A 20,600-nucleotide genomic window follows, 5' to 3' on the forward strand; every position below is an offset into this window, starting at 1 on the left:
TACACCGACTTCGTCAACCAGGGTGAACGAGGCAGCGAAACATGTCGCGTCAATTAGCGCGGGGCACCGCTCGAGAGCGGCGGATGAGCACGGTTTCAGGCTCGGGCTGCGTGATGGGTGTTGAGGCGTAGGTCGGCGTCTATTGCGGCGGTGGCGGCCAACAGCGGGGGTAGCAGGCGGCGGCGCATGGTGTCGACTGTGGCTCGGGCTGCGTGTACCGAGATGTTTACGGCGCCGGCTACTGCGCCTGCCCGGTTGTGGATGGGGGCTGCGATTGCTCGCAGGCCCTCTTCCAGTTCCTGGTCGATGATGGCGTAGCCCTGGGCGGCCACCCGGGTCAGCTCGGAGTGCAGCGCGGCGGGAGTCGTGAGCGTCTTGGCGGTCAGGCGGTCGAGGCGGGCGCGCGCCAGGTAGGCCTCCAGGTCGGGCTGGGGCAGAGCGGCCAGCAGCACCCGGCCCATCGAGGTGGCGTAGGCGGGGAAACGGGTTCCGAGGTTGATCGAGACGGCCATGATGCGGCTGGTGGGGACTCGGGCCACATACACGATGTCGTCGCCGTCCAGGATGGACAGCGAGGAGCTCTCGTGGACCTGGGAGACCAGGCGTTCCAGGTGGGGGGCGGCCACCTCCGGCAGGGAGAGGCTGGAGAGGAACGCGTAGCCGAGTTCCAGGACGCGCGGCGTCAGGCTGAAGTGGCGGCCGTCGGTGCGGACGTAGCCCAGGTCGGCCAGGGTGAGCAGGAAGCGCCTGGCAGCGGCCCGGGTGAGATCGCAGATGCGAGCGACCTCGCTGAGGGTCAGCTCGGGATGGTCGGCGTCGAAGGCCCGGATGACGGCGAGGCCGCGTTCCAGCGACTGGACGTGGTGGGGCTTCCTCATCGCAGCTCAGCCACGAGCGACCCCGGCGCGGGCGCGAGCAACACCGGCACGGCCACGAGCGGCCCCGGCGCGGGCGCGGGCAACACCGTCGCGGACCGGGGCGACACCGGGGCGGAAGTCAGTGGCGCCGGGTGGGGGGTGAACGGAGGGTCGGCCGATCTCGACCGCATACCGATCGATGAAGATCGTTGACGTGACACGGGCCACATTCTAGCGTTCACATCGAGAACCTTCGTTCGCAATGCGCACAGCCTACCGGAGGAACCGAATGCGACGTGTCTTCACGGGGATAGCTACGGGGATGGCGCTGATCGCGCTGATCGGCTCGGCTGCCGCCTGTGGATCGGACGGCGGATCCGGTGGCGACACCGATGCCGGCGGCGTCGACCAGGTGAAGGTGGGGGTCATCCCGATCGTCGACGTGGCCCCGATCTATCTCGGTCAGCAGAAGGGCTTCTTCAAGAACCGCAACATCGAGCTGACCATGGAGAGCGGGCAGGGCGGCGCGGCCATCGTGCCCGGTGTGGTCAGCGGGCAGTTCCAGTTCGGCTTCAGCAACTTCACGTCGCTGCTGATCGCGCAGACCAAGAATGTTCCGATCAAAACCGTAGCCAACGGCGTCGCGTCGACCGGCGAGCAGGGCAAGGACTTCGGCGCGGTCATGGTCAAGGCGGACAGTCCGATCAGGACGGCCGCCGACCTGGTCGGCAAGAAGGTCTCGGTCAACACGCTCGAGAACATCGGCGACACGACCGTACGGGAATCGGTGCGCAAGGCCGGCGGCGATCCTAAGAACATCAACTTCGTCGAGGTGCCGTTCGCGAACGCGCCGGCCGCGCTCGAGGAGGGTCAGGTCGACGCGGTCTGGGTCGTGGAGCCCTCGCTGACGCAGGTCAAGGCGGCCGGTGGGCGGATGGTGGCGTCCAACTACGTCGACGCGGCGCCGAATCTGAGCGTGGCCGCCTATTTCACCTCGGCCAAGCTCGCCGGTGAGGACGCCGACCTGGTCAAGCGGTTCACCGAGGCGATCAACGAGTCGCTGACCTACGCCGACGGACACCCGGACGAGGTGCGCGGGGTGCTCGGCAGCTACACGAAGATCGACGAGAAGACCCGGGCCGAGCTGACGCTGCCCAAGTGGCCGACCGAGATCAACAAGGAGTCGGTCGACACGCTGGCCAAGCTCGGCGGGCAGGACGGCATCTTCGACGGCGCCACCCCTGACGTGGCGAAGCTGCTTCCATGACGCGCGGCGCCGGCCTGCTCGGCGTGGCCGGGCTGGCCGGTCTGCTCGTCCTCGTCGAAGCGCTGCCGCGGCTCGGACTGGTCAACGACGACTACCTGCCGCCGACGAGCCGGATAGCGGCCGCCCTGGGCGACGAGCTCGTCACCGGCGAGTTCTGGCGGGCGGTCGGCGACACGCTGACGGGCTGGGCGATCGGGCTGCTCATCGCGGTGGCGGCCGGTGTCGTCGTGGGCATCCTCATCGGCGCTGTGCCGGTGCTGCGCGCGGCCACCGCGTCCACGATCGAGTTCCTGCGGCCGATCCCGTCGGTGGCGCTGATCCCGCTCGCGGTGCTGCTCTACGGCACCGACCTCGGCTCGACGCTGCTGCTCGTCGTGTACGCCGCGTTCTGGCAGGTGCTGGTGCAGGTGCTGTACGGCGTGGCCGACGTCGACCCGATCGCCGACGAGACCGCCCGCAGCTTCCGGTTCGGCCCGTGGGCGCGGGTACGGCACGTGCTGTGGCCGACCGCCCTGCCGTACGTCTTCACCGGCGTACGGCTGGCTGCTTCGGTCGCTCTCGTGCTGGCCGTCACCGCGGAGCTCGTCATCGGCGCGCCCGGCCTGGGCAAGTCGATCGCGGTGGCGCAGACGTCGGGGGCGGTGCCGCTGATGTACGCCCTGATCGCGGTGACCGGCCTGCTCGGCGTGGGCATCAACCTGGCTGCCCGGATGTTCGAGCGCCGGTCGCTGGCGTGGCATCAGTCCGTACGGGGGGAAGTGCCGGCATGAAGCGGGTGGCCTACGTCCTCGGGTTGCCGCTCGTGTTGTTCGCGGCCTGGTACGTGCTCAGCGCGGGCAGTGAGAGCTTCTACGCTCCCCCGCTGTCGAAGATCCTCGAGTCGTTCGGGAAGACGTGGACGCTCGACCGGCTCACCGCCGACGTGGTGCCGAGCCTGCTGCGGCTGACGGCCGGGTACGCGGTGGCCGCCGTGCTGGGGGTGGCCGTCGGCGTCACCATCGGCCTGAACCGGTGGGTGCGGGCCACGGTCGAGCCGGTGCTCGAATTCTTCCGCGCCGTGCCGCCGCCCGTGCTGGTGCCGGTCATCATTCTGTTCGCCGGCATCGGGGACGGCATGAAGGTCATCGTCATCGCCTTCGGGTGCGTGTGGCCGGTGCTGCTCAACACGGTCGAGGGCGTGCGGGCGGTGGACAGCATCCAGATCGACACGGCCCGGGCGTACGGGATAGGTGGCCCGGCCCTCATCGGGCGGGTGATCCTGCCCGCCGCGTCACCGCAGATCGCCGCCGGTCTGCGGCAGGCCCTCTCGATCGCGATCATCCTCATGGTGATCAGCGAGATGTTCGCGGCCAGCAACGGGCTCGGCTTCACCATCGTCCAGTTCCAGCGCAGCTTCGCCATCCCCGAGATGTGGAGTGGGATCATCCTGCTCGGTCTGCTCGGTTTCGTGCTGTCGCTGTTGTTCCGGCTCGCCGAGGGGCGGGCGCTCCGCTGGTACCACGGTCTGCGCGAGGCGCAGCGCAGATCCTGAGAGGTCCGACATGCTTGAGGTTTCCTCGCTGAACAAGGTCTACCGGTCGGGGGCGCGCGAGGTCGAGGCGCTGCGCGATCTGACGTTCACCGTCGACAGCGGCGAACTGGTCTGCCTGGTCGGGCCGTCCGGCTGCGGCAAGACCACGCTGCTGCGCTGCATCGCCGGCCTGCTCGAGCCCAGCGGCGGCAAGGTCCGCCTGGACGGGCGCGAGGTCAGCGGTCCCCCGCCGGGTCTGGCGATGGTTTTCCAGGAGTACGGGCGCAGTCTGTTCCCGTGGATGTCGGTGCGCGACAACGTCGAGCTCCCGCTCAAGCAGAAAAAGATCACTCGCCATCGACGGGCCACCCTGGTCGAACAGGCACTCGACGCAGTCGGGCTCGCCGGTACCGAGTCGGCATACCCGTGGCAGCTCTCCGGCGGCATGCAGCAGCGCGTGGCGATCGCCCGGGCGGTGGCATACGAGCCGTCGACCCTGCTGATGGACGAGCCGTTCGCCGCGGTCGACGCGCAGACCCGGGCCGACCTGGAAGACCTGGTGCGCGCGCTGTGGCAACGCCTCGAGGTGACCGTCCTGTTCATCACGCACGACATCGATGAAGCGGTCTACCTGGGGCAACGGGTCCTGATGCTGTCATCCTCGCCGACGGTCGTGCAGGACGAGATCACCGTCGACCTGCCCGCGGCCCGCGACCAGTTGCACACCCGGGCCGATCCGCGCTTCACCGAACTGCGAACTCACGTCTACGAGCAGATTCAGGCAGCCAAGCTTCAGCCCGGTGGCGCGAACGCGTCATCCTGAAGGGGAGAGCCTCAGGACGGGAGCTGTCACATGGAGATCTCCGGGATTTTCACCGCCATCATCATCGGACTCGTCATCGGCGCGCTGGGCCGGCTGGTCCTTCCGGGCCGGCAGAAGATCTCAATTTGGCTGACCCTGCTGATCGGCATTGTCGCCGCGCTGATCGGCACGTTCCTGGCCGCCGCGATCGGCGCCGACGACACCCGCGGCGTCGACTGGATCGAGCTGATCCTGCAGGTGGCGCTGGCCGCGGGCGGGGTGGCCCTGGTGACCCGGGCCCGGTCGCGCCGTTGACGACACCTTTGTTTCCGATCCATTGCGGAATACCGCCGGCGTGACGGATCACTGACGGCTGGTGACGGAGCAATGTCTTTTGTCGCTCCGTCGGTACCACCCTCATGGTGTGCATACGGGGCGATGTGCGATGCTGCGCGCCACATACGCAGCTCTCATTGTTCGGAGCCCTTCAGATGGCATCGTTCCTCTCCCTTGTTGCCGGGGTCGTCGTCGGTTTCGTGGCCGGGTGGCTGCTGCGCGCGCAGCGGTCCCCCAAGCCCGCCGCCGTTGAGACGCCCGCCCCCGGCGCCACCACCAGCGCGCCGGCGACGGCCGCCCAAGCCACTTCCACCGAGGACGAGCCGAAGGCCGAGCCGGCCACCGAGCCGACTCCCGAACCCGTCGCCGCCACTCACACCGAACCGGCTGCCGGCGCTGTCCCTGCCGCTGTCGCCGTCGCCGAGCCGGCTACGGAGACCAAGCCCGTCACGGACGCCGACGCCAAGCCCGTCGCGGCCGCCGAGCCGGCGCCGGCCGTGACTTCGGAGCCGATCACCGCCGAGCTCGAGCCGGTCGCCGTGGCCGACGAGCCCGCGGCCACCACCAGGCCCGAGGCCGCCGCCGCCCCGGAATTCGAGGCTCAGGCCGACGCGGAGCGCGTCACCACGCCCGAGCCGGTCGCCGCGCCCGAGCCGATCTCGGTCACCAAGGTGGAGCCGGTCGCGGTGGCCGTCGCCGCCGAGCCGGTGGCCGTGGTGGAGCCGCCCGCCGAGCCGGAGCCCGTGGCCAAGCCCGCCCCGAAGCCGCGCGCGGCCCGGACCCGTACGCCCGCGAAGCCCAAGCCCGCCGCCGTGACCGAGCCCCTCGCCGCGGGCGAGCCGGCCCCGGCCCCGGTCGCTGTCACCGAGCCCGCCGTCGCGTCGCCGGTGGTCGCCCCGGTCTTCTCCAGCGCTGACACCACCGCCGCCGTGCCCGGGATCGCCGAGGCCGACGAGGTCGCCGCCGTCCCGGCCCCGGTCGCCGTGGGCGCGATTACCGAGCCCGACGACCTCACCAAGATCGCCGGAATCGGACCCAAGATGGCGATGGCCCTCGCCGCCGGCGGCATCACGACGTTCCGCCAGCTGGCCGAGACCGACGTGCCGACCCTGCGCAACGCGGTCACCTCGGCCGGCCTGCGCCTCGCCCCCAGCCTGCCGACGTGGCCCGAGCGCGCCAAGCAGCTGGTCGACACCAGCAACTGAGCACCACCACGCGATGCCCGGCGGACTTCACGTCCCGCCGGGCATCGTCGTCTCTGCCGTTCGCCGACAACCGCACGACAGGCTCAGGGGCGGTGCGGCTCACGCGCCGGTTCGTCGCGGAAAGCGAGCCCGGCCGCGTCCATCGCCGAGCGCAGATGGCGAAGGGCGTAGGGCCCGACTCCGTGCAGTGCCTGCACCTCGCCGACACTGAGTTCGGCCACCTGCTCGAGCCGGACCACGCCGCGCGCGGTGAGCGCACGAGTCGCGGCAGCGCCGAGGTGTGGCAGTGGGATACCCGGTTCCGGTTCCGGCCGGCCGGCGGCAGACCGGGGATGTCCCTCGTGGTCCAGGACGGCGGCGCCGCGAGCCGAGAGCCGGTACCCGATGTCCAGCGATTCGGTCAGGCCGCGCTCCTTCAGCTTGCGCACGTTCTGCTTGAACGAGGCAGTGTCGCGGCCCATCCGTTGTGCGAGGTCGGGTGCCCGGGTGGCCGGCAGCTCGTCGACCAGCAACAGCGTCGCCCGGGTCCACGGCCCGGTCGGCGAGGCGCGATCGAGCCGGTCCAGCCACACGCCGATCGCGTCGATCTCCGCAGCGTCGGGCACCGCCTCCCGCAACGCCTGCCGCGGGTCGGCGCCGGCGTACCGCAGCCCGATCCGATACACCGGCCGGTCGGAGCGCAAACGGTCCAACCCCTGCCGCAGCGCCGCCAGCGAAGCCGCTCCGGCCCGGCGGGCGTCCGCAGCAGTCAGCGCCCTCACCGGCACGCGATCGACGGACGTGACCTCGACCAGTCCGACCGCGGTCCGCATCCGGGTACCGACCTTGACCCGGGGCCGCTCCCACCGGCGGAACGCCAGGTCGACATCGCCGGCACGGATCGCCGCCAATTCCGCGGGACGCATCTGCATGCCACCCATTCAACACACACCACGATCCATCCGACGGTCCCGCTCCGAAATCCGACGCCGTCACCGCAGGGACCTGATCGGGTGCACTACGACTCGTGCCCGGCCGGGCCGTCACTCTGCGCCTGTTGGTATGCGAGCCATCTTCTGGGCGATCGGCATCGTGCCCGCCTGCAGGCAACGGCAGCCGAGGCCGGACAGCGCCCCCACTCCAGACTCCGACAAGTAGCCCGCCTAACGCGTTGCGGCGGCGAGCCGGGCCGTGAGTGTCCGGATATGGTCCACCAGTTCGGCGGGCTCGTGCACCTGGAAGTCGAAACCCATGGTGGTCACATAGATGGCCAGCTCGTCGAGCGAGTGGGATCCGGTCCGCAGGGTGCAGCTGTGCTCATCGATCGGCTCCAGCGTTCCCGTGGTGGGCGAGACCCGTTCGGCTGCGGTTTCGAGGCCGACGTGCAGGGTGAACCGCGCCTGATAGCGGTAGGCCGAGGTGGAGATCGCCCGCGAGGTGTAGCCGCTGAGGTCGGGTTCCGGCAGGGTGCGCGGGGTGAAGCGGGGCCCGGTGGGCGTACGCGGTCGGAGGCGGTCCACCCGGTAGGTGCGCCAGTCCTGGCGGTCGACGTCCCAGCCGAGGAGGTACCAGCGCCGGCCCGCGTGTATCAGCCGGTGCGGCTCGGTCGTACGGATGGCGCCGGCGCCGTCGTGGGTGCGGTAGTCGAAGCGCAGGCACAGCGAGTCGCGGCAGGCGACCGCTATGGCGGTGAGGGTGTCCGGGTCGGCGGCGGGACCGGTGTGGGCCATCGGCACCGTGACCGCCTGCAGGGCGTTGATCCGGTGGCGCAGCCGGGACGGCAGCAGTTGTTCGAGTTTGACCAGGGCCCGCACCGAGGTCTCCTCGATGCCGGTGATCGAGCCGCCGGCCGCGGTGCGCAGGCACATCGCGATCGCGACGGCTTCGTCGTCGTCCAGCAGCAGGGGCGGCACGTCAGCGCCGGCGCTGAGCCGGTAACCGGCGGTGCCCGCCTGGGCCAGCACCGGGTAACCGAGCGCGCGCAGCCGCTCGATGTCGCGGCGCACGGTACGTGGGGTGATCTCCAGCCGCTCGGCCAGTTCGGCGCCGGACCAGTCCCGGCGGATCTGCAGGAGCCCGAGTAGTCGCAGCAGTCGTGCCGAGGTTTCCCACATGACCGAAGTCTGTCACCCAGCTAGGACCGAACCTGTCCTAAGTGGCTTCTAGCGTTGTGGGCATGGCAGACAACAGCGAGATCCGGCCCTTCACCATCGAGGTTCCGCAGGCCCAGCTGGACGACCTGCGAGACCGGCTCGCCCGGACCCGATGGACGTCGGACCTGCCCGATGTCGGCTGGAGCCGCGGAGTGCCGGTCGGCTACCTCCAGGGGCTCGCCGAGTACTGGCGCGACGGCTACGACTGGCGCGCGCACGAGCGCGAGCTCAACCGGTACCCGCAGTTCACCACCGAGATCGACGGTCAGAACGTCCACTTTCTGCATGTCCGCTCGCCCGAGCCCGACGCGCTGCCGCTGATCCTGACCCACGGCTGGCCGGGCTCGATCGTCGAGTTCATGAACGTCATCGGCCCGCTGACCGATCCGCGGGCGCACGGCGGCCAACCGTCGGACGCGTTCCATGTGGTGATCCCGTCGATCCCGGGCAGCGGATTCTCCGGGCCCACTCGGGCCGCCGGCTGGGACACCAACCGGGTGACCAGGGCGTTCGCCGAGTTGATGGACCGGCTCGGCTACGAGCGCTACGGGGCGCAGGGCGGCGACACCGGCGCGGTTGTCTCACCGGGACTCGGCCGGCTCAACCCCAGCCGGGTCGTCGGCGTACACGCGAACGGGCTGTCGGCGTTCACCGCGATCAACCCGGACGAGAGGGCCGAGCTGACTGACGCCGAGCGGGCACGGCTGGCACGCCTGGAGTACCTGAACACCGAGCAGTCGGGCTACGCCATGATCCAGATCAGCCGGCCCCAGACCCTCGCGCACGGCCTGCACGATTCCCCGGTCGGGCAGCTGGCCTGGATCGTGGAGAAGTTCAAGGAGTGGACCGATCCCGCCGCCGACCTGCCCGAGGACGCGGTGGACCGGGACCTGCTGCTCACCAACGTGATGCTGTACTGGCTGACCGGCACCGCCGGGTCCTCGGCCAACAGCTACTACGAGACCGCGCATGCCGGCGCGTGGGGTGCGAGCGAGCGGTCCACGGTACCGACCGGCGTCGCGGTGTTCCCCCACGACGTGTCGATCCGGCGCACCGTCGAGATCGAACACAACGTCGTGCGCTGGACCGAGTTCGACCGCGGTGGCCACTTCGCCGCCATGGAAGCTCCGGACCTGCTGGTCGGCGACGTCCGCGAATTCTTCGCCGGACTGCGCTGACCCCGGCGGGAAGGGTCTCAGAGCGACGCCACCGACTGTTCGACCCGGGCTCGTAGCTCTTCGGGCAGCGCGGCGTAGCCGGTGGCTACGGCCTTCTCCTGGCCTGCGCGGCTCGCGGCGTACGCCAGGAAGCTCTTGGCCAGTTCGGAGGAGCCCTGCCGGCAGGCGATCTCGTAGGTGACCAGGACGAGCGGGTACGCCAGCGGGTCGTCGATCCGGTAGTCGAGTTCCAGTCGCAGGTCGCCCCGGGTACCGATCACCTTGGCGCCGGATACGGTGCGGGCGGCTGCAGCGTCGCTCAGGGGCACGAAATCGCCGGCCGCGTTGCCGATTCCCGCGGTCGGCAGGTTGGAGAAGCGGGCGTACGAGGATTCGACGTAGCCGATCGCGCCGTCCGTGCGTTCGATCGCCGACACGACGCGGTTGCTGCCGTCGGCGGCCACGCCACCGACAGCCGGCCAGGCCGAGCCCGTCTTCAGCGTCCAGTCGGTCGGGGCCGTGGCGGCCAGGAACTTCGTGAAGTTGTCGGTCGTGCCGGAGTTGTCGGAGCGGTGCACCGGGCGGACGGGCGTGGACGGCAACGTCACGCCGGGGTTGTCGGCCTTGATCCTGGCGTCGTTCCAGCGGGTGATCCGGCCGGTGAAGATGCGGGCGATCGTGGGCGGGGACAGGTTCAGGTCGTCGACGCCGGTGACGGTGTACGCGAGGGCGATCGGGCCCACCACCATCGGCAGGTGCAGCACCGGGCCCCGGCAGCGCGCTGCCGCCTGCGCCTGTTCGGTGGCGGCGATCGGCGAGTCGGAGCCCACGAAGTCGCCGGCGCCGGCGTAGAAGGAGCGGCGGCCCTGGCCGGAGCCCACACTGGCGTACTCGATGGTCGCCTCGGCGCAGCTCACCTGGTAGTCCTTGATCCAGGCGCTCACGGCGTTGGTCTGCGCCGACGAGCCCTGCGCGGTGATCGCGCCCGGGGCGCAGTCGATCCAGGCGCGGTCGGGGGTGCTCGACGAGTCGCACGCGGCTACGCCGAGCAGCAGGAGGGCCGCGGCGATCACGCGGTTTCTCATGGCCGGCTCCTCAGCGGTATTCGGCGAAGCGTTTGCGGACGGACAGCGGCACCAGCAGGATCACCAGGCCCAGGGCGACGGCGGGGACGAACGGCCAGCCGGTGAGCAGGATGCCGGCGTCGCGCAGGGCCATGTCGAAGTCGTCCCGGCGGGACGCGGTGATCTCGGCGACGGCCGCGTCGTAGTACGAGAAGTCGAACGACGCGTCGCCGCGCCGGATGCCGGTCAGCGCGGTGATCGCTTCCGTCTTCCTCCCGGTGTCGGCGAGTTCGACGATCCGCTCGTGGCCGGCGCGGTACGCCTTCCAGCGCTCGACCACCTGCTCGGTGTAGTACGGGCCGATGTCGGGACCGCCGGCCACCGTCGGCAGACCGGAGTCGCCGGCCTCGAGCGCGTCGGCCTTGCGGTCGAAGTCCCGGCGGTAGACGTCGAGGCGGTTGCTGATCAGGTAACGCGACGTGTCGGCCGAGGCGTCGTAGCTGATCGCGCGGGCCCGGGTCAGGTCGAGGAACGGGATCAGGCTCTCGTCGCGGGCCCGGCTCAGCACCTGCCCCTGCAGGATCAGCACCGTCGCCATCGGCGCCAGCAGCAGCGCGGTCAGCACGGTGGCGGTGATCAGCGCCGGGTTGAACAGGCGGCGGAACCGCCGGGCCAGCCACACCTGGAACCCGATCAGCAGGATCAGCAACAACCCGCCCACGACCGCGGCGAGGGTCACTCCGGCGACCTCGGTCGCGCGCTTGTTCCCGTACGCCGAATCGAGCCTTTCCTCGCCGGCCTCGCGCAGGCTCGTGGCAGCCGGCAGCAGATCGAGGTGGAGGACGTTGGTGGCCTGTGTGTAATAGCCGGCGGCGGCCGTGCCCGCGGTGAGCGCCTGCCAGACGCGCTCGCGGTAGGCGCCCAGGTCGTGCAGGAGCCCGAGCACGATGGCGCGTTCCTCCTCGCTGGACGCGGTGGTGAGCGAGCGTTGCAGGCTCTCGTCGACCTGGCGGCCGCGCTCCCGGTAGGTGCCGAGCGCGTCGATGTTGCTGCCGGCCAGGTCGTCGCGGCCGGAGGTGAGCACGAGACGGGCGACCTGGGCGTCCATGTCGCTGAGGGCGAAGTAGAGGTCGGCCGCGTTGGCCGCCTGCGGGGCCGCCTCGTCGCCGATGATGCGGGCCTGCTGCTGCACGCGGGCCATGACCAGACAGGCCGCCACGAGCAGGACGGCGGCGGTCAGGACGGTGGCGCCGGCCCAGAGCCGCAGCCGGGCCGGAGTCTCGGGCCGGAAGGCCCTTTCCACTACGGGCACGGCCTCAAGGTAATGCACCCGCACCATTTACCGATCATCGGAGGACGCCATTTCCGGCCGTTAACCAGGCGTCCATCCGCCATTAAAGAATTGCTTGCGGAACCGCATTCGCACCATTATCCGGAAGTTGACCCGACCGCGCGGCCGGGCCACGGTCGGCCGCCATTCGGGACAGGACGGGCATCCCCGGTGCGATGCGGCACAATTCACCGGTGCGAATCGGTCGGATCCTGGCGGCGGCGGTCATCGTGCTCGCGGTGGTGGCGGGCTTCCTGACGTACGCGAGAGCGCAGTCCCACCGCGCGGTCAGCCTCGCCCCGTCCGGGCAGTATCCGGTCGGCCGTCTGACCGATCTGTGGGTCGACCGCTCCCGCACCGACCAGTTCGCCCCCGTCGGTGGCATGCCGCGCATGCTGTCGACCTGGGTCTGGTATCCGGCCGCGGCCGGCGCGCACGGACCCGAGTCGGCCTACGCGCCCGGCGAATGGGCGGGCCTGCAGCGTTTCGGCTGGGCCTCGACCAGGCTCGATCGCGTACGCACGGGGACCCGCGATCAGATCCCCTGGGCCGAGGGCCGCTTCCCGGTTGTGGTGCTGCTGCCCGACCTGGGGCTTTCGGCTCCGCAGTACGCGACGGTGGCCGCCGGACTGGCCGCGCGCGGCAACGTGGTGGTCGGGGTGACTCCGACCTACAGCTCGCGCCTCAGCGTCATCGACGGTCGCCCGGTCGCCGCCAGCGCCGCCGGCTCGTCGTCGGGCCGCGAGGATCAGCTGGTCTCGGTGTGGGCGGCCGACGCGCGCTTCGCCTCCGCCCGCGCCGGCCAGCAGTTCGGGGCCCGAGCCGACAACAGCCGGATCGCGTACGTGGGTCACGGCCTGGGCGGCACAGCAGCGATCGAAGCGTGCCGCCTGGACGGCCGATGCGCCGCGGCGGTCTCGCTGGACGGCTCCCCCACCGGGGCCGCCGCCACCGACGGCTTCAGCCGCCCGCTGCTGCTGCTCAACGCCGGCCCGAGCCCGTCCCTGCGCGGCCGCTCCTTCACCCTGACCGGCGCCGGCCGCCTGTCGTTCACCGACCTGGCCGCGTTCCGGGTGGCAGCGCCGTTGCGCTGGGCGCTGCCGCTCGGCTCCCTCGACGGCCGGCGCGCGCTGGACATCACCGTGGACTACACAGGCTCGTTCCTGCACTCCGCCGTCACCGGCGACACGTGGAAGGCGCCGGCCTACCCCGAGGTCCACGAGGCCACCGTTCTCAGCCGTTGAGCCCCCGGCGCGACACTCCGCTAGGGTGCTCCTTGTGACTGCCGGGTCGGCCTTGGGCCATTACCGAGTGGGGCGCCCGGCTGAGGCGTGACCCGCGGGCGGGCCCGTGGCCCGCCGCCGCTTTCTGTTCCGCCCGATCGTTCATTCCGGGACCGACAGAGAGCGACCCATGCCCAACCCTTTCAACCAGCAGATCATTGACGAGTTCCGCGCCAACGACGGCCGTGTGGGCGGCCCGTTCGCCGGCAGCGAGCTGATCCTCCTGACGACCCGGGGCGCCCGCTCCGGCAACGCGCACACCACTCCCCTGGGTGTCCTGCCCGACGGCGACCGCATCCTGGTGATCGCCTCGGCCGCGGGCGCGCCGCAGCACCCGGACTGGTTCCACAACGTCCGGAAGCATCCACGGGTGACCGTCGAGACCGGCTCCGAGACGTACGAGGCGACGGCCGTTCCCCTGGCCGGCGAGGAACGGGATCAGGCGTTCGCGCGGGCGGCCGCCGACGACCCCGGGTGGGCCGACTACCAGGCCAAGACGGCCAGGACGATCCCCGTGGTGGCCCTGAGGAGGATCTGAGAACGGCGGGCGGTCGTCACGGCCGCCCGCCGGCCCGGCTCACCACACCGGCCAGGAAGATGTCCACGCCGGCCAGGAACTGTTCGCGGTCGTCATGGCCGGGCAGCAGCGACGCCGACTCCTGGACGAGGGAGTCGGCGTCGTCCCGCGCCCACTGCCCGGCCAAGGCTTCGAGATACTGCTTCCGATCTGCGTCGTCCGCGGCCTGCCGGGCGCCCGCGGCGTGTTGGGCGGCCGCGCCGAGCACATAGTTGACCAGCGCCGCTCCCGCGTCGGCGAGGGCGGTTCCGCTGACGCCGAGCCGGTGCAGCGGCAATCCGAGGCTCTTCCAGATCTGCAGCACGGCCGGCTGGAACGGCTCGCGGGCGAGCTGCGCCCCGGCCCCACGGATGCGCGTCGATCGCATCGAAGATCCCCAGCGCCAGTGCACGGATCGCCAGTGCACGGATCGCCCGTGCCGGGTCGTCGTGGCCGGCCGCTTCGGCCAGCACCGGGCCGACGACACCGCCGGCCGCCGCGGCCAGCAGGTCGTCCTTGGTGGCGACGTGGTGGTAGATCGCGCCCCGCCCGGTCGACAGGTGGGCTGTGACCGCGCGCACCGTGAGGCCGCCCTCCCCGGCCGTACGGGTTCTCGACCAGCACGGCACGGTGCTCGCCGAGGTGCCCGACGACGGCTCCATGACCCGGCCCGAGGCACTTCGCGGGGACATCCGCCGCATCCTGCTGGAGTCACTCCCGGCCGGGACGGTGCGGTGGGGCAAGAAGCTGGTCGGCGTCACGCCCGGTCGCGAACTGACTTTCGCCGACGGTTCCACCGTCGCCGCCGAGCTGCTGGTGGGCGCGGACGGCACGTGGTCGAGGGTCCGGGCGCTGCTGTCGGACGAGAAACCGTCCTGTGCGGGCCTGAGCTATGTCGACACTTACCTGCACGACGTCGACGAACGCCACCCCGAGGCGGCGGCAGCGGTCGGCGAAGGGGCCATGTACGCGCTCGTCCCGGGTCAAGGATTTCTCGCTCACCGCGAGGCGGGCCGGGTCATCCACACGTACGCGGTGCTCAGCCGCCCGGCCGAGTGGTTCGCCGGCATCGACTTCGCCGACGGGCCGGCCACGCGGCAGCGGATCGCCGCGGAGTTCGCCGGATGGGCGCCCGGGCTCGTCTCCCTGATCACCGACGGGGACACTGTGCCGATCCTCCGCAGCATCTACCGGCTACCCGACCGCCATCGCTGGGAGCGCACCCCGGGCGTCACGCTCGTCGGCGACGCCGCCCATGTCACCGTGCCCGGCGGGGAGGGCGCGAACATCGCGATGCTCGACGGCGCCAAGCTCGGTCAGGTGATCGCCGCCCACCCGGACGACCCGGAGACCGCCCTCGCAGCCTACGAGGAGGTCATGTTCCGGCGGGCCGAGGTCGAAGCAGTCGCGGCCCACGAAACGATCGAGCTCATCTTCGGCGCCGGAGCGCCCCACGGCCTCATCGACCTCTTCAACGGCGCGAAAGCAGAAGATGCTCCGGCCTGACCCGGGGTTGCGGGCGTTACCAATTACGCAGGTCGCCCGGGCGGGGTGAGCGTTCTGGGCGCGCCAGCGCCCTGCTCACCCCGCCCGGGCCCTCGACGGGAGTTGCGGTCCGCACCACCCACCCCGCTACGACATCTGCATTTGGCCCTTGCTGTCGATCCGCGGAGAACTCAGGCGATTTTCAGCAGATAACTGTCGAGGGCTGCGTACGACTGTTCCGCTCCGCTTTCCATGCCGGATTGGATCATGCCGTCGCGGTCCTCCTGCGAGTCGAAGGTGGAGGTCGACGTCACCGTGGTGCGGCCGTTCTCCTCGGTGAAGACGTACTGCTCGGTCAGGATGTGGCCGGCCATCGGCTCGTACTCGAAGGTCCAGGTGAAGCCGTTGGGCGCATCGATGGCCCTGATCTCGCCCCGAAAGGCGTGCTCGTTGCCGTCGGCGTGCTCGACGAAGCGCCACTTGCCGCCGACCCGGAAGTCGATCTCGACGTCGAGCGGGTTGCCCCGGCCCCACCATTGACGAATGTGCTCCGGTTGGGTGTGGCAGGCGAAAACGACTTCGCGCGGCGCGGCGAAACTGCGGCTCATCACGATGGTCTTGTCGGTGGGGGTTTCCACGGCGATGCTCACGATTCCTCCTCGGAAACGAGTTGGCCCAGATAGGTGTCGAGCGCGTCGTACCTTTCCGTCCACAGCCGTTCGTATTGCGACGCCCAGTCCGCGACCGTGCGCACCTGGGCGGGGACGATGCGGCACCACCGCCGCTGGGCCTCGCGGGTGCGGACGATCAGGCCGGCCGCCTCGAGCACGTTCAGGTGTTTGGACACGGCCTGGGCGCTGATGGGAAAGGCTCCGGCGAGCTCCCCCGAGGTCGCGTCGCCCGTGGCGAGCCGGGCGAGGATCGCGCGGCGCGTGGGGTCGGCGAGAGCGGAGAAGACGCCGTCGATCTGATCCGGCATGACAACCACCTGGTTTATAAACTGGTAGGTTGAACATACGCCTCCGCGCCGGAAAGTCAAACCCCCGTCGGGTACGTCTCGAGTTCGAGGGTGTCCACGTGCAGCGGATGCAGCGGGCGCAGAGCGCGCGTCTCGTCGAACCAGAGGAACGCGTCGTAGCGGTCGCCGATCACCGACGGCACGTAGTTGGCCAGCCGTTCCTGCTCGGGGCGGTAGACGACGCCGATCGCCCGGTGCGGCAGCTCGTCGGCGAGCACATCGGGCCGCTCCCCCAGCGGCGGGAAGACGAACAGCGCCTGCGGCGGGGCCGTCGCGTGGAGCACGTCCTCGAGCGAGCCGGGACGACCGGGCGGCACCGGCAGCTCGGCCATCGGCGCGCCCCACGTGCGGCCGGCGATCACCGAGCCGCGGTGTCCGCCCAGGCCGACCAGAACGACCCGGTCGGCGCCGAAGCGTTCGCGGGCCAGCGAACCGATCGTGACCTCGCCCAGCGCGGCCTGATCGGTGGCGTTGGCGTCGCCGACGTGCGTGTTGTGCGCCCAGACGACCGCCCGCGAGTCGTCGCCGTAGTGATCGAGCAGGCGGGCCAGCGTGGCGTCCATGTGGCGGTCGCGCACGTTCCACGCCGTCGGGCCGCCGGCGACCATCGCGCGGTAGTAGTGCTCGGCCCCGGCCACGACCTCGGCGTTCTGCCACACGGCGAGGTCACGTCCGCGCAGGTCGATGAGCATCCGGACGACGGCGTCCGCGCAGCTCGCCCGCAGGAACTTCGCCGCCCACGCGTACGACTGCGGATCCTCGGAGTAGGCCGACAGACAGTGGTAGGCGGCCAGCGCCGGCTCGACGCCGCCGGGGTCGTGCTCGCGCAGCCAGGTCAGGATCTCGCGCAGCGACTCCCACATCGAGTAGACGTCGAGGCCGTGGAACCCGACCGGCACGTCCCGGGCGGCGTTGAACGCGCGCAGCCAGTCGGCGAAGTCGACGACCTCCTCGTTGCCCCACATCCACGTCGGCCACCGTTCGTAACCGAGCAGGGCCTCGACCGGCGTCGCGCCGCCACCCCGCACGGACGCGTCGACGCGCTCGCAGTCCGGCCAGTCCCCCTCGACCGCGACGAACGAGAAGCCACGCTCCGCGATCAGGCGCCGCGTCAGCGCGGACCGCCACACGTAGTACTCGTGCGTCCCGTGGCTGGCCTCGCCGATCATGACGACCCGCGCGTCGCCCACCCGGTCGAGCAGGACGTCGAGGTCCCCCTCGTCGACCAGGGGCCGGGCGATGGCGGCTACCTCATCCCCGTACCGGTGCATGGAACCGACGTACCCCGCCCGCTTTACCCCATACGTCCGACATTCCGCGACACGGCGGGCATCTCCAGAGTCGCCGGCAGCTGGCTGTGCAGCGGCCCGGGGAGGGCGTCGAGCGGGAACCAGCCGAGTTCGTCGAACTTGTGCGGCTCGCCGATCCGGGCCGCCGCCGGATCCAGGCGCACCGCGAAGATGATCGCCACCCAGTGCGAGCCGGGGCGCAGCACGTTGCGGACACCCAGCAGGTCGATCGCCAGCGGCGGGGTCGCGTACTCCTCGGTGACCTCGCGGGTGACCGCCTGCTCGAAGGTCTCGCCGAACTCGAGGGCGCCGGCGCCGCAGTCCCAGGCGCCGGGCTCGTCGCGCGCCCGGGCGGATCGGCGGGCGAGCAGGATGCGCCCGCCACCGTCGTGGCAGACGAAAACACAGGAAACGTCGGGGCCTTTCATGGAGATCATCATTCCGCATCGATGATCAGACCAATACGTACGGTAAAAGTCCGGTATCAGGTGATCGAAGGGACCCGATATAGCGTATGTTCTCCTACCGGTCCACCGTGGACCTCGATCTTGTCTAGGGGAGCCTTGGTGGAGGACCAGAAGCGCGAGGATCCCGTGCTGGTGCGGCCGTACGTCAAGGCCGTGGCCGAGGCCGAACGGGCGCCCGACGAGGAGGCCGAGACCTGGCCCACGCCGGCCGATCAGAAGGACGAGGCCGACACCCTCGTCCAGCCGGCCGTCGAGGACGAGCCGGCCGCGCCGGGCAAGCCGCGGCTGACCCTGCACCCGCTGGCCCGGGCCGGAATCTTCGTGGGCGGTGTCGCGCTCGCGCTCGGCGTGGTCGGCTACCTGATCTTCGGACCGGCCGCCGACCCGGCCCTGCCGCAGCCCGGCGTGGCCCTGCCCGCCGCGCCGGGCCAGGCGCCGCTCGATCAGATCCCCAGCGTCGCGCCCTCGGCGAAGGGGTCGGTCAGCCCGTCGGCGAGCGTCTCGGCCAGCCCTTCGGTGTCGGCCTCACCCAGCGCGTCGGTCCAGTCGCTGGCGCCGCTCGTGCCGACCGGCTCGGTGACTCCGCCGACGAGCGCGGCCGCACCACCGGTGGCCGACCCGACCCTGGCCCCGCCCGCGTCCGACCGCACCGGCAAGGTCACCGCGGCCAGCGGCCGCTGCCTCGCGCTGGGCAGCCTGTTCGGCTCGAACGGCAGCCCGGTGCAGGTCTCCGGCTGCATGTCGGTGGCCTACCAGTCGTTCACCCTGGCCACCGACGGCACGCTGCGGGTCAACAACAAGTGCGCGCAGTCGACCGGCGACGGCACGGTCCGGGTCACCGACTGCGGCGACGGTGAGTCGTCGCAGTGGCGGGCCGGCGGCGACGGCACTCTGATCAACTCGGCCGGCGGCGGCTGCCTGACCGACCCCGGCCGGTCCGGCGCGACGACGACGGTCAGCGCGTGTTCGGGTGACTCGAGCCAGACGTGGTCGCTGCCTTAGAGGCCAGCTTCGCGCGGTACATCGCGGCGTCGGCCTCGCGCAGCAGGCCCTCGGGGTCGGAACCGTCGCGGCTCAGGGCCACGCCGATGCTCACCCCGACCGTGACCCGGCCGTCGTCGATGGCGTAGGGCTCGGTCAGCCGGGCGGCGATGGTGTCCTCCACCAGCCGCTCGGCGCCGTCGGTGGGCAGGCCGTCGAGCAGCACCACGAACTCGTCGCCGCCGAGCCGGGCCACCGTGTCCGACTCGCGCAGCAGGCCGGTCAGCCGCCGCGCCACCTCGATCAGCAGCACGTCGCCGGCCGCGTGGCCGAGCGAGTCGTTGACCGCTTTGAAGCCGTTGAGGTCGAGCAGCAGCACGGCGAAGCGGTGGCCGGGCTGCCGGGCCGCGCGCAGAGCGGCCTGGCGCATCCGGTCGGCCAGCAGCACCCGGTTGGGCAGGCCGGTCAGCGGGTCGTGCAGGGCCGCGTCGCGCAGCTGCTCCTCCTGCTCGCGCAGCGCGGACACCATCGCGCCCCGGTCGAGGGCCGCGGCCAGCAGGGCGCCCGACTGGTTCATCATCTCGCTGCCGGGCGGGGTGCTCTGCTGGATGTGACCGACCGCGGCCAGCACGCCCCAGTCGCGGGTCGCGCTGCGCACCGGCACGACGAAGACAGCGTCACCGGCCGCGCCGTCGGCCAGCTCGAACAGCTCCCGCGGCGGGAACTCGCTGACCGGCATCGTGGTGCCGGCCAGCTCGTGCCCGGCCGGATACTCGCCCTCGATCCGCAGTTCGGTGTCGAGCGCGGGCACGGCGCCGTCGCGCCACAGACCGAGGCAGCCGGCGAAGGCGGTGGTGCGCTTGAGCCAGGCCATCTCGCGGGGATCGCGGTCGTGCGGGCCGAGCAGGTCGATGCCGAGCTCGTGCTGCACGTTCAGCGTCTCCTGGAGGCTGCACACCTGGCCGAACAGGTAGCGGGTGAGGTCCTCGGTGACGGGCAGGCCGCTCGGCGGGCAGCCGCACGAGTCACGCCGCACGAAGGTGGTCGGCACTCGGCGTACGGTCCGGGGCGCGTCGGGCCGGCCGGTCAGCTCGCCCAGGAGCCCGATCGCGGCCGCGCCGATCCGGCCCGAGGGCTGCCGCACGGTCGAGAGGCTGGGCCGCATGTACATGGCGCCGGCCACGTCGTCGAAGCCGACCACCGCCAGGTCGCCGGGGACGTGATGGCCGAGGCCGGTCAGGCGGCGGATCACGCCCATCGCGTTGCGGTCGGTGCCGCACACCACGGCCGTGGCCGGCATCCCGGCCGCCACCAGCAGGTCGGCCGCCAGCTCGCCGCCGCTCTCGTGGTTGTCGCCCGCGTCGAACAGCAGGCCGGGCGGCGGGGTCAGTCCGTGTTCGCGCAGCCCGTTCACGTAACCCTCGTGCCTCTCCCGAATGTCGAAGTGGGCCAGGTGCCCGGCGAACGCTATCCGCTCGTGACCGTGTTCGAGCAGGTGTGCGACCGCGGCCTGGACCCCGCTGCTGTTGTCGGCGAAGACGGCCGAGCACGCGGTCAACTCGTGGCCGACCGTCACCGCCGGGATGCCCGCGTCCCGCAGCGATCGCGCGTACGACTCGGAGATCGCCCCGGCCAGCACGATGACACCGGCCAGATGCCGCCACGCGACCGGCCGCCGATAATCGGGGACCCCGCTGCGGTCGGCGTTGTACGAGCCCGGATCGAGCGTCTGCAGCGCGATGAGGCGGTTGCCCGCGCACACGGCCGCCTCGTTCGCCCCAGCGATGATGGTCCCGTAGTAGTCGCCCCCGACGAAGGGCGACAGGACACCGTACGTGCGACCACCCACGGCCGACATGAT

At 71.2% G+C, this 20,600-nt stretch carries 22 protein-coding genes; 11 read left to right on the forward strand and 11 right to left on the reverse strand.

Annotated features, from left to right (window positions below; genetic code table 11):
• Window positions 1-95 precede the first annotated feature (95 nt).
• Window positions 96-878, reverse strand: coding sequence for an IclR family transcriptional regulator domain-containing protein (locus KXC43_RS37475; protein WP_221380973.1), 783 nt, complete (start codon window positions 876-878; stop codon window positions 96-98).
• Between the two features lie 268 nt (window positions 879-1,146).
• On the opposite strand from KXC43_RS37475, the gene KXC43_RS37480 reads away from it, so the two are divergent.
• The 6 genes from KXC43_RS37480 (at window position 1,147) to KXC43_RS37505 (ending at window position 5,977) form a co-directional block, all read left to right on the forward strand.
• The gene (locus KXC43_RS37480) at window positions 1,147-2,124 is read left to right on the forward strand and encodes an ABC transporter substrate-binding protein (protein WP_255645514.1); all 978 of its coding nucleotides are present in this window, start codon (window positions 1,147-1,149) and stop codon (window positions 2,122-2,124) included.
• A complete protein-coding gene (locus tag KXC43_RS37485) occupies window positions 2,121-2,894 on the forward strand; it encodes an ABC transporter permease (protein WP_221380974.1) in 774 nt (257 codons plus the stop codon). The genes KXC43_RS37480 and KXC43_RS37485 overlap by 4 nt, the downstream gene beginning before the upstream one ends.
• Window positions 2,891-3,655 carry an ABC transporter permease gene (locus KXC43_RS37490; protein ID WP_221380975.1) on the forward strand — a complete coding sequence of 255 codons (765 nt, stop codon included), beginning with the start codon at window positions 2,891-2,893 and terminating at the stop codon, window positions 3,653-3,655. The genes KXC43_RS37485 and KXC43_RS37490 overlap by 4 nt, the downstream gene beginning before the upstream one ends.
• Window positions 3,656-3,665: 10 nt before the next feature.
• Window positions 3,666-4,457, forward strand: a complete 792-nt coding sequence (locus tag KXC43_RS37495; RefSeq protein ID WP_221380976.1) for an ABC transporter ATP-binding protein — start codon at window positions 3,666-3,668, stop codon at window positions 4,455-4,457.
• A 30-nt stretch (window positions 4,458-4,487) separates the two neighbouring features.
• A complete protein-coding gene (locus KXC43_RS37500) occupies window positions 4,488-4,751 on the forward strand; it encodes a GlsB/YeaQ/YmgE family stress response membrane protein (RefSeq protein WP_221380977.1) in 264 nt (87 codons plus the stop codon).
• A gap of 176 nt (window positions 4,752-4,927) precedes the next feature.
• Window positions 4,928-5,977: a helix-hairpin-helix domain-containing protein gene (locus KXC43_RS37505; RefSeq protein WP_221380978.1), complete on the forward strand. Its 1,050-nt coding sequence runs from the start codon at window positions 4,928-4,930 to the stop codon at window positions 5,975-5,977.
• A gap of 83 nt (window positions 5,978-6,060) precedes the next feature.
• On the opposite strand, the gene KXC43_RS37510 is transcribed toward KXC43_RS37505, so the two are convergent.
• Window positions 6,061-6,888: a hypothetical protein gene (locus tag KXC43_RS37510; protein WP_221380979.1), complete on the reverse strand. Its 828-nt coding sequence runs from the start codon at window positions 6,886-6,888 to the stop codon at window positions 6,061-6,063.
• A 231-nt stretch (window positions 6,889-7,119) separates the two neighbouring features.
• Window positions 7,120-8,070 (reverse strand): helix-turn-helix transcriptional regulator, encoded by a 951-nt coding sequence (locus tag KXC43_RS37515; RefSeq protein WP_221380980.1) that lies wholly within the window; start codon window positions 8,068-8,070, stop codon window positions 7,120-7,122.
• 62 nt (window positions 8,071-8,132) lie between these two features.
• On the opposite strand from KXC43_RS37515, the gene KXC43_RS37520 reads away from it, so the two are divergent.
• Window positions 8,133-9,287, forward strand: coding sequence for an epoxide hydrolase family protein (locus tag KXC43_RS37520; protein ID WP_255645515.1), 1,155 nt, complete (start codon window positions 8,133-8,135; stop codon window positions 9,285-9,287).
• Between the two features lie 17 nt (window positions 9,288-9,304).
• On the opposite strand, the gene pstS is transcribed toward KXC43_RS37520, so the two are convergent.
• A complete protein-coding gene (gene pstS, locus KXC43_RS37525) occupies window positions 9,305-10,351 on the reverse strand; it encodes a phosphate ABC transporter substrate-binding protein PstS (protein WP_221380981.1) in 1,047 nt (348 codons plus the stop codon).
• Window positions 10,352-10,361: 10 nt separating this feature from the next.
• Window positions 10,362-11,642 carry a GlnX family signal transduction membrane protein gene (locus tag KXC43_RS37530; protein WP_308129433.1) on the reverse strand — a complete coding sequence of 427 codons (1,281 nt, stop codon included), beginning with the start codon at window positions 11,640-11,642 and terminating at the stop codon, window positions 10,362-10,364.
• A gap of 212 nt (window positions 11,643-11,854) precedes the next feature.
• Between KXC43_RS37530 and KXC43_RS37535 the strand changes: the two genes are divergently transcribed.
• Both KXC43_RS37535 and KXC43_RS37540 read left to right on the forward strand, forming a co-directional pair.
• A complete protein-coding gene (locus KXC43_RS37535; protein WP_221380983.1) occupies window positions 11,855-12,904 on the forward strand; it encodes an alpha/beta hydrolase in 1,050 nt (349 codons plus the stop codon).
• 169 nt (window positions 12,905-13,073) lie between these two features.
• A complete protein-coding gene (locus KXC43_RS37540; protein WP_221380984.1) occupies window positions 13,074-13,481 on the forward strand; it encodes a nitroreductase family deazaflavin-dependent oxidoreductase in 408 nt (135 codons plus the stop codon).
• Between the two features lie 16 nt (window positions 13,482-13,497).
• Here KXC43_RS37540 and KXC43_RS51705 read toward each other — a convergent pair whose 3' ends face one another.
• Entirely contained in the window at window positions 13,498-13,887 is a 390-nt protein-coding gene (locus KXC43_RS51705) for a hypothetical protein (RefSeq protein ID WP_255645516.1), read from the reverse strand.
• A 179-nt stretch (window positions 13,888-14,066) separates the two neighbouring features.
• Between KXC43_RS51705 and KXC43_RS37550 the strand changes: the two genes are divergently transcribed.
• Window positions 14,067-15,005 carry an FAD-dependent oxidoreductase gene (locus KXC43_RS37550; protein WP_308129434.1) on the forward strand — a complete coding sequence of 313 codons (939 nt, stop codon included), beginning with the start codon at window positions 14,067-14,069 and terminating at the stop codon, window positions 15,003-15,005.
• Window positions 15,006-15,175: 170 nt separating this feature from the next.
• Here the strand turns inward: KXC43_RS37550 and KXC43_RS37555 are convergent, their stop codons facing one another.
• Genes KXC43_RS37555 through KXC43_RS37570 form a run of 4 tightly spaced genes read right to left on the reverse strand, consistent with a single transcriptional unit; the run spans window position 15,176 to window position 17,719 of the window.
• Entirely contained in the window at window positions 15,176-15,634 is a 459-nt protein-coding gene (locus KXC43_RS37555) for an SRPBCC family protein (protein ID WP_308129435.1), read from the reverse strand.
• Entirely contained in the window at window positions 15,631-15,963 is a 333-nt protein-coding gene (locus tag KXC43_RS37560) for an ArsR/SmtB family transcription factor (protein ID WP_221380986.1), read from the reverse strand. Before KXC43_RS37560 ends, KXC43_RS37555 begins: the two co-directional genes overlap by 4 nt.
• Before the next feature lie 56 nt (window positions 15,964-16,019).
• Complete coding sequence (locus KXC43_RS37565) at window positions 16,020-17,273, reverse strand: erythromycin esterase family protein (RefSeq protein WP_221380987.1); 1,254 nt, start codon at window positions 17,271-17,273, stop codon at window positions 16,020-16,022.
• A 23-nt stretch (window positions 17,274-17,296) separates the two neighbouring features.
• Window positions 17,297-17,719: an NUDIX domain-containing protein gene (locus tag KXC43_RS37570; protein WP_221380988.1), complete on the reverse strand. Its 423-nt coding sequence runs from the start codon at window positions 17,717-17,719 to the stop codon at window positions 17,297-17,299.
• A 138-nt stretch (window positions 17,720-17,857) separates the two neighbouring features.
• Between KXC43_RS37570 and KXC43_RS37575 the strand changes: the two genes are divergently transcribed.
• Window positions 17,858-18,760, forward strand: coding sequence for a ricin-type beta-trefoil lectin domain protein (locus tag KXC43_RS37575; RefSeq protein WP_221380989.1), 903 nt, complete (start codon window positions 17,858-17,860; stop codon window positions 18,758-18,760).
• On the opposite strand, the gene KXC43_RS37580 is transcribed toward KXC43_RS37575, so the two are convergent.
• On the reverse strand, window positions 18,714-20,588 hold the full coding sequence (locus tag KXC43_RS37580; RefSeq protein ID WP_221380990.1) for a substrate-binding and GGDEF domain-containing protein: 1,875 nt from the start codon (window positions 20,586-20,588) through the stop codon (window positions 18,714-18,716). The two genes, KXC43_RS37575 and KXC43_RS37580, sit on opposite strands and share 47 nt — an antisense overlap.
• Window positions 20,589-20,600: the final 12 nt, after the last annotated feature.

It is taken from the genome of Paractinoplanes polyasparticus (genome assembly GCF_019710575.1).
GTDB classification, from domain to species: Bacteria; Actinomycetota; Actinomycetes; order Mycobacteriales; family Micromonosporaceae; genus Actinoplanes; species Actinoplanes polyasparticus.

Bases quoted from the DNA above. Each gene is read 5' to 3' on its own strand.
- pstS (WP_221380981.1), bottom strand. From the start codon at position 10,351: ATGAGAAACCGCGTGATCGCCGCGGCCCTCCTGCTGCTCGGCGTAGCC.
- KXC43_RS37515 (WP_221380980.1), bottom strand. From the start codon at position 8,070: ATGTGGGAAACCTCGGCACGACTGCTGCGACTACTCGGGCTCCTGCAG.
- KXC43_RS51705 (WP_255645516.1), bottom strand. From the start codon at position 13,887: ATGCGATCGACGCGCATCCGTGGGGCCGGGGCGCAGCTCGCCCGCGAG.
- KXC43_RS37565 (WP_221380987.1), bottom strand. From the start codon at position 17,273: ATGCACCGGTACGGGGATGAGGTAGCCGCCATCGCCCGGCCCCTGGTC.
- KXC43_RS37480 (WP_255645514.1), top strand. From the start codon at position 1,147: ATGCGACGTGTCTTCACGGGGATAGCTACGGGGATGGCGCTGATCGCG.
- KXC43_RS37510 (WP_221380979.1), bottom strand. From the start codon at position 6,888: ATGCAGATGCGTCCCGCGGAATTGGCGGCGATCCGTGCCGGCGATGTC.
- KXC43_RS37475 (WP_221380973.1), bottom strand. From the start codon at position 878: ATGAGGAAGCCCCACCACGTCCAGTCGCTGGAACGCGGCCTCGCCGTC.
- KXC43_RS37495 (WP_221380976.1), top strand. From the start codon at position 3,666: ATGCTTGAGGTTTCCTCGCTGAACAAGGTCTACCGGTCGGGGGCGCGC.
- KXC43_RS37540 (WP_221380984.1), top strand. From the start codon at position 13,074: ATGCCCAACCCTTTCAACCAGCAGATCATTGACGAGTTCCGCGCCAAC.
- KXC43_RS37520 (WP_255645515.1), top strand. From the start codon at position 8,133: ATGGCAGACAACAGCGAGATCCGGCCCTTCACCATCGAGGTTCCGCAG.
- KXC43_RS37505 (WP_221380978.1), top strand. From the start codon at position 4,928: ATGGCATCGTTCCTCTCCCTTGTTGCCGGGGTCGTCGTCGGTTTCGTG.
- KXC43_RS37570 (WP_221380988.1), bottom strand. From the start codon at position 17,719: ATGAAAGGCCCCGACGTTTCCTGTGTTTTCGTCTGCCACGACGGTGGC.
- KXC43_RS37485 (WP_221380974.1), top strand. From the start codon at position 2,121: ATGACGCGCGGCGCCGGCCTGCTCGGCGTGGCCGGGCTGGCCGGTCTG.
- KXC43_RS37560 (WP_221380986.1), bottom strand. From the start codon at position 15,963: ATGCCGGATCAGATCGACGGCGTCTTCTCCGCTCTCGCCGACCCCACG.
- KXC43_RS37500 (WP_221380977.1), top strand. From the start codon at position 4,488: ATGGAGATCTCCGGGATTTTCACCGCCATCATCATCGGACTCGTCATC.
- KXC43_RS37490 (WP_221380975.1), top strand. From the start codon at position 2,891: ATGAAGCGGGTGGCCTACGTCCTCGGGTTGCCGCTCGTGTTGTTCGCG.